The sequence below is a fragment of the Lysinibacillus sp. PWR01 genome, from assembly GCF_043359455.1.
GTDB classification, from domain to species: Bacteria; Bacillota; Bacilli; order Bacillales_A; family Planococcaceae; genus Lysinibacillus; species Lysinibacillus fusiformis_F.
Genome location: NZ_JBHERJ010000020.1, coordinates 1 through 6557, shown reverse-complemented (window position 1 = coordinate 6557; position 6557 = coordinate 1). Strand labels below are relative to the sequence as shown.

The 6557-nt window shown below is 37.8% G+C and carries 6 protein-coding genes; 4 read left to right on the top strand and 2 right to left on the bottom strand.

What is annotated here, in order from left to right:
• The first annotated feature begins 402 nt into the window (after positions 1 to 402).
• The gene (locus ACEVFT_RS02345; RefSeq protein WP_393947917.1) at positions 403 to 942 is read left to right on the top strand and encodes a GNAT family N-acetyltransferase; all 540 of its coding nucleotides are present in this window, start codon (positions 403 to 405) and stop codon (positions 940 to 942) included.
• A 37-nt stretch (positions 943 to 979) separates the two neighbouring features.
• Here the strand turns inward: ACEVFT_RS02345 and ACEVFT_RS02340 are convergent, their stop codons facing one another.
• Together ACEVFT_RS02340 and ACEVFT_RS02335 are read right to left on the bottom strand one after the other, a co-directional pair.
• Entirely contained in the window at positions 980 to 2323 is a 1344-nt protein-coding gene (locus ACEVFT_RS02340; protein WP_393947916.1) for an MATE family efflux transporter, read from the bottom strand.
• Positions 2310 to 2777 (bottom strand): GNAT family N-acetyltransferase, encoded by a 468-nt coding sequence (locus tag ACEVFT_RS02335; protein WP_393947915.1) that lies wholly within the window; start codon positions 2775 to 2777, stop codon positions 2310 to 2312. Before ACEVFT_RS02335 ends, ACEVFT_RS02340 begins: the two co-directional genes overlap by 14 nt.
• 86 nt (positions 2778 to 2863) lie before the next feature.
• Here ACEVFT_RS02335 and ACEVFT_RS02330 point away from each other — a divergent pair, with 86 nt between their 5' ends.
• The 3 genes from ACEVFT_RS02330 to ACEVFT_RS02320 all read left to right on the top strand — a co-directional run bounded on the left by ACEVFT_RS02330 (position 2864) and on the right by ACEVFT_RS02320 (position 6357).
• A complete protein-coding gene (locus tag ACEVFT_RS02330) occupies positions 2864 to 3694 on the top strand; it encodes a MerR family transcriptional regulator (protein ID WP_342441931.1) in 831 nt (276 codons plus the stop codon).
• Positions 3695 to 3878: 184 nt separating this feature from the next.
• Positions 3879 to 5180, top strand: coding sequence for an SMI1/KNR4 family protein (locus ACEVFT_RS02325; protein WP_393947913.1), 1302 nt, complete (start codon positions 3879 to 3881; stop codon positions 5178 to 5180).
• Between the two features lies 1 nt (position 5181).
• Complete coding sequence (locus ACEVFT_RS02320; RefSeq protein ID WP_393947911.1) at positions 5182 to 6357, top strand: DUF4272 domain-containing protein; 1176 nt, start codon at positions 5182 to 5184, stop codon at positions 6355 to 6357.
• Positions 6358 to 6557: the final 200 nt, after the last annotated feature.

The following is a 6557-nucleotide window of genomic DNA, read 5'->3' as shown; positions in this document are numbered from 1 at the left end:
TGCAAAAGTGTCTTTTCCTTATCTTTCATACTAGCCGAAGCGACCAAAATAGCTCATCATTTGTATAATTAGAGATAGGATTGACTCTTATTTTCAATGTGTAGTGATAACACCCCTCCATAATGAATAGAGAACACCTCCACTTTATTTGAAAACCTTTGCTAAAAAGGTAACACTTTTATGCGTTGGAGTGGAAGGCTACTTGACTCCCGTGGGATCGCGAGACAGGCGAGCCCCTACACGGAGCGGTAGCGGAGGAAGCGGCTCGGCGCTCGCCCACAGGAAAGCAAGTAGCCTGCAACGGAAATCCATTTCTACCTTTCAATTGACTGTTTTGTTTTTCAACACTAAGAAGGAATCATCTATGATGATTCCTTATTTATTGCACAAGAGGTGTTTAGAATGATAAAAGGTCAACAGGTTTATTTAAGAGAAATTCGTGAGGATGATAGCGATAGTATTGTAAGATGCTTTCAAAATGAAGAAATCATGTATATGACCGGAACACGGAACATTTTAACAAGGGGACAAATCAAAGAGGCTATTATACGCTTTAAAGCAGATTCTTCTCGCTATGATTTTGCTATTTGCTTAGTGGATAATGATCAGGTGATTGGCGATTTGGCGATTATGGAAGTGGATTTAGATAATAAAAAGGCGATGTTTCGTATAGCTTTACATGGTATAGAGGATTGTGGTAAAGGTTTTGGGTCAGAAGCAGTTAGACTTGCTCAAAGATTTACATTTGAGGAGCTAAATTTGAACCGCTTAGAATTACAGGTCTACTCACATAATAGTAGAGGAATTAAATCCTATGAAAAGGTCGGGTTTAAAAAAGAAGGTGTTTTGAGACAGACCCTGTTGATGAACAATACTTTTTCTGATGAAATCATTATGAGTATGTTGTGTGATGAGTATATGAAACTAAAAAATGGCTGTTAGGAAATAAAAGGGGACCCTGATGAGGCCCCCTTTTATTTTAAGCATGTTCAGGAGAAGAAATGGTTCTTGGATTTTTCCTAATGTATAGGTAAATAAGCAAGGCTGTAATTCCTTCTGCTACTGGGAAGGTCCACCAAATGGCCTGTGAGCCAAGTATCTTGGGTAGTATGATGAGAGTAGGGATAAATAAAATAATACTACGTAGTAACATAATTGTTGTGGCAATACGAATTTTTTCAATGGATTGAAAGAATTCTGCGAACACCATGTTGATTCCTAAAAATACATAGCCAATGGCGAAATGCACAAAGCCCTGCGCTGCCATACTGCGAATTTCAAATGAGCTATCTCCGAATAAAGCCATTAATTGTGAAGGGAAAAGAAGAGCTATAAGGGCAGTCGTTAACCCTAAAATAAATGCAGTAGCTAAGGCGATTTTTAGTAAAGCTGTTAATCTTTCTAGCAACCTTGCCCCGTGGTGATAGCTAACTAATGGTTGTAGGGCCATACCAACCCCAAGAAAAATAGTCAGCAAGACAGTATGGATATAGTTGACCATTGCATAGGCTGTAACGCCATTTGCACCTAGATAATGTAAAAAGGTAACGTTATACAAAATAATAATAACAGCAACAGAAGCTTCAACAATAAAGCTAGGTAAACCTATAGCAAACATTTTTTTTAGATCTGATAGATTCAAAAAGGAAGTGACAAACTTTAACTCAGCTTGTGGACGGAAAAAATGAAGACATAGCACAGATGTACCTATAATTGTAGCTATTGCTGTTGCTAAGGCACAGCCAGTCACACCATAATCTAGTACGAAGATAAAAACATAATTTAAGAGTATATTCAAAACAGACGTTGTAATTAAGCCCAGCATAGCTAACTTTGGGTTGCCATCATTTCGAATAAAAATACTTAAAAGATTTTCAATTGTGTAAAACACCCCAAAGAGCAAAATAACATGTAAATACTCCTGCACATAAGGATACGTATCATCACTCGCCCCAAATATATAAGAAATGTCCTTTAAATTTAACGCGAGGAATCCAATAATCGTGATGACAACCACTAGCATTGTAGAGAATGACAGTGTAAATAGTTGATGAGCACGTTGCTTATTGCCCTCTCCTAAAGAAATCGAGAAAAGGGTAGCCCCTCCCATACCAATCCATAGAGAAATCGAAAGCAAAATGGAGAAAATAGGAACAGCTATATTCACTCCAGCTAATGCTGTAGGTCCCACGCCATGACTAACGAAAATGCCATCTACCAAAATATTGATGGACATCAAAAGCATCCCGATCATTGCAGGGAATAAGTATGATAAAAATAATGGTTTCAGTGGTCTTGTTTCAATTGGATTAATGGTTGTCATAAGCATGTACCTCCAAAACCATTACTTTTTCCCCTTTATCATCTAGCTCACCATTAAATATAAAACCGAATTGTTTATACAACTGGATAGCCACAGCATTATTGTCATAAACACTTAAATATATCTGAAGGCAGTTGAACTTTACTGTTAAATATTGAATAAGTTGCTGTAAAAAATGTTTTCCCAAACCTTGTCCTTGGTATTGTTCTGCAATTAGATAGCGATCAAGCCATACGCGTTGACTGTAATCATCATGAGGGAATATGCCATACATAGCGAAGCCTATAGCGGTGTTATCTTTATACAGACCTAAAGGTGTAAAACGTCGATCCATTTCCGCCTCTGCTAAGCATTGGTCTGTAGATTCAATAAAATGTTGCTGATTGTCAGCGATGCGTAATGCTAAAATTTCTTTCTTGTTAAAAGCTGTAATGTCACGAATCTCCGTGAACATAATGTCAAAACCTTTCTATTTTTATTTTGAATAGGTACAATCTAAAGTATATAGTAACTATATAGTCAAGGGAGGAAACTCAAAAAATGCTTAATAAAAATGTAAAATATTTTACAACTGGGGAATTTGCTAAATTATGTAAGGTAAATAAACAGACACTTATTTATTATGATCAAATTGGTTTATTATCTCCCATCATGAAGGATAGTAAGGATTATAGGTATTATTCACTTGCTCAATATGATTTTTTCGGTGTTATTGAATTATTAAAGGCAGTGGGGATGTCTTTAAAGGATATTCAGCAGTATATGGCAGAGAAATCACCTGAAAATTTTTTAGAATTGATGCATCAACAAAAAGAGCATGTTGCGAAGAAACGTAGAGAACTAGAAATGATTGAGAATATTATTGATGTCAAAATCAAAACGACAGAGGAAGCACTGCATCTAAATTTTAAGGACATTACGATTGAGTACTTTCCTGAAGATACATTATATTTGAGTAAAAATATCGAGAATTCCACAGAAGAGCAGTTTGTGAAGGCTGTATCTGACTTTATTGAGGAATTGGATCGCTCTCAATTAGATACGGGGTATCCCATTGGAGGGATAACAAGAAGAGAGCAAGTGTTAGCTGGAAATTACGATAACTATAGTTATTTATATATTGAGCAACCTCATCCAAGAGAAGGGCATCCTTATTTTAAGGCGATAGAGGGTGAATTTGTGATTGGTTATCATGTTGGCCCCTCTTCAAAACTTGGTGAGACCTACACACGGTTATTTAATGTCATGCATGAAAAGGGTTATGAGCTAGGCCAATATGTATACGAGGAATACATTTATGATGCCGTAATGAAAAATAGAGAAAACGAGTATGTAACCAAAATTATGATGGAAGTAAAGAAAGTAAAATAATTCATTATGGCGTAATAGAAAAGAATGAATATAGCTGAGTAATTTATCATATATGAAGGTTTAGATGCCAGTAAAATAATAGCATTTTGTCGTTCTGTTTAAAGTTATCCTAATCAGTAAATGATTTCCTGACGATAAATAAAAAGAATGACATCACACGAGCCTTATATGGAGGTTAGAGACAATGTGGGTTGAGCGTTGGCATCATTTAGTAGAGCGATTGAAGCAACAAGAAGCTTATGTACATCCGATTGAAATACGACCAGTTGCAACCGAGCAAGAGTTACAGCAGGTAGAGGAAAGACTTGGTATACAAATCCCTAATGGATTTCGTCAACTATTGCAAAATTGCTCAAAGCAAGTAAGTATTTATTGGTCATTACCTGATGAGGCGATACTTCCTATTGAATTGCTTGATACGCCTTATGGGGAGTTTGGCTGGAGCTTAAACGACTTAGATTTCCCTTACTTTGGAGGGGATGATGAATCAGATGAACAGCAATATTTACAATGTTTTACGGCAGGTAACGGAGATGCCCTTCTCCTTAAGCTTGACGACGAAACCGTTTGGTATTGGAGTCATGAAGAAGATGAGTTTGATCTGCTTGCTGTCAGCTTTCATTCGTACGTTGAGAATATGACAGCTTTAGGCTGTATCGGAGTAGACTGCGGCCAGCATCGTCAATTTTGTAGTGTGAATGGATTGGATGTTGAGTTGGCTAGCTCACAAATATGGCTAACATGGCTAGAACAATTTTTAAGCTCTAATTTACAGCAGGCACAATCTAGCTTAGAATCTTTGCTTCATTATGTTTCCATGCATGGCGCGAAAAAAACAAGCGTGCAGGAAGCATTTTTGCATTTTGATGGAGTGCAGGTGTTTCAGGTGCTTCAACATAAAGTAGAGCAAGCTCTATCTCTCTCAGATCAAAAAGTATGGAGCGAAGTGTTAGTCAGGGTATGTCCGAGTGAGGCCGAAAATTGGGTGAGAGAACTTTGGCAAGTACAGAGTGACATGCCAGATTCGCTGCGTGATTATGTAACAGCACATTGTTTGCCAGTTGATGAAGGTCAATCATACATCCTACAGGATATCAAAAAAGATAGAATTGATGCCTATACAGCCTTACATCGATTACGCCATTTCCATCATCCAAACATCATAGAATGGATGAAGTGCTATGTCACGTTTCCGATTGATGGCTGGGATTCACTTCTAGCAGAGTCACAGCCAAGTGCAGAGACATTATACGAATGGTTAAATGGGAGTGAAGTAGAAAGGCTAACATCCATCCGAGCCATTTGTCAGATGATACAGCGGGGAATCACGCCAACAACCATGATAGATGAAGAAAAATGGCGACCTTTGCTGGCGTATTGGGTTGAACATGAGGTGCTACGGAAAAACAAACAGCTGTTTAGCCAAGCGCTTAATTGTTTGGAAAATTGGATATTAAAATACTATATGCTACAAAGGGGAGAGTAGATTGAACCATTTTACGATATTTGCTTCCAAAAATGATACAGATGATATAAAGGATAAACTATCTGATATATTAGCAAAAAGCTTTACTATTGAAAAAAGAGATAACGACTATTTATTAAAATCAAAAGGTTTATTTAATAAATATAGATGTTCCATAAACATTTTAGCTGAAGATACGAACCCTGATTATTTTGCAAAAAATATACCTGGGATGATGGGCTTTTACGATACTATTCCATTTAAAGATGAACAGCTAAAAGAACGTGTAATGATTCAAATATCGGTGCTTAATACAGTCATTGCAATTGAAATGGACAAAGAGATGACAGATGGCCATATGCAGCTATTCATAAAATTATTAGCAAGTATAGGAGGTATTGGTTTCCTATCAGATGGTACTTTGCTGGATCAGAACGGTATGGTTATTGTTTATCCTAATGGAGAATCGGGTCCATCTGATTTTCGACCACATGCTTGTACAAGAAAGATACATGCACATGAGGTGACGTCAGCACAGGGAGAAGCGCGAAAAAATAGAACGATAGCTTTTTTAACGGATAAGGAGATCCCTTATGCGTCATCGCTTCCTCAGCTACCACCAATAGAAAATCTAGAATTTAAAAGCCAAGAGGATATTGCAAGAAGAGCAGTTGCCCTGTTGATAGTTATTCAATTCGCCTGTGATGTGGCGCAGAATGGTGATATTGAGGGATCTAGGGAGTTCTTCACCAATATGCTACGTACATATGAGGTGCATGAATTTTTAACGGAGCATGAAAAGTACTTTCTTGAGGCTCAACATCCTAGTGATCAAGATGCTGTCAATATTTCATGGCAATATGAAGCCTATTGGACACTCATTTGGGCATTGGGGCTTGTGGAAGAGCTAATTTTCCCTGACGATGTATGTGATTGTGAATATGCGATTCAGGTTGTTTCTCGTTGCGAAACATTTGAACAATTTTATAATCAAACGGTACTGCGTAGTAAGGAAGAAATAGTAGATGAGGCGGATAAAATTTACAGATTACATTGGGCTTGTGTAGATAGTCGCATCAATGGACAAGCAACTCCTTTAGCATTAAATGAAAGTGTTGTGATGGAAAGACGTAGAGGTTTATTTTGGATGATAGGGTATCAAGGCGAAGAATGGGATTCTATATCGATGGGTACTTAAAACAAAACAGTCAATTGAAAGGTAGAAATGGATTTCCGTTGCAGGCTACTTGCTTTCCTGTGGGCGAGCGCCGAATCGCTTCCTTCGCTCCGCTCCGTGCAGGGCTTCGCCTGTCTCGCTATCCCACGGGAGTCAAGTAGCCTTCCACTCCAACCCACTGACTTTTTAGCAAAGGTGTTCACTACTCTTTATGAAGAGGT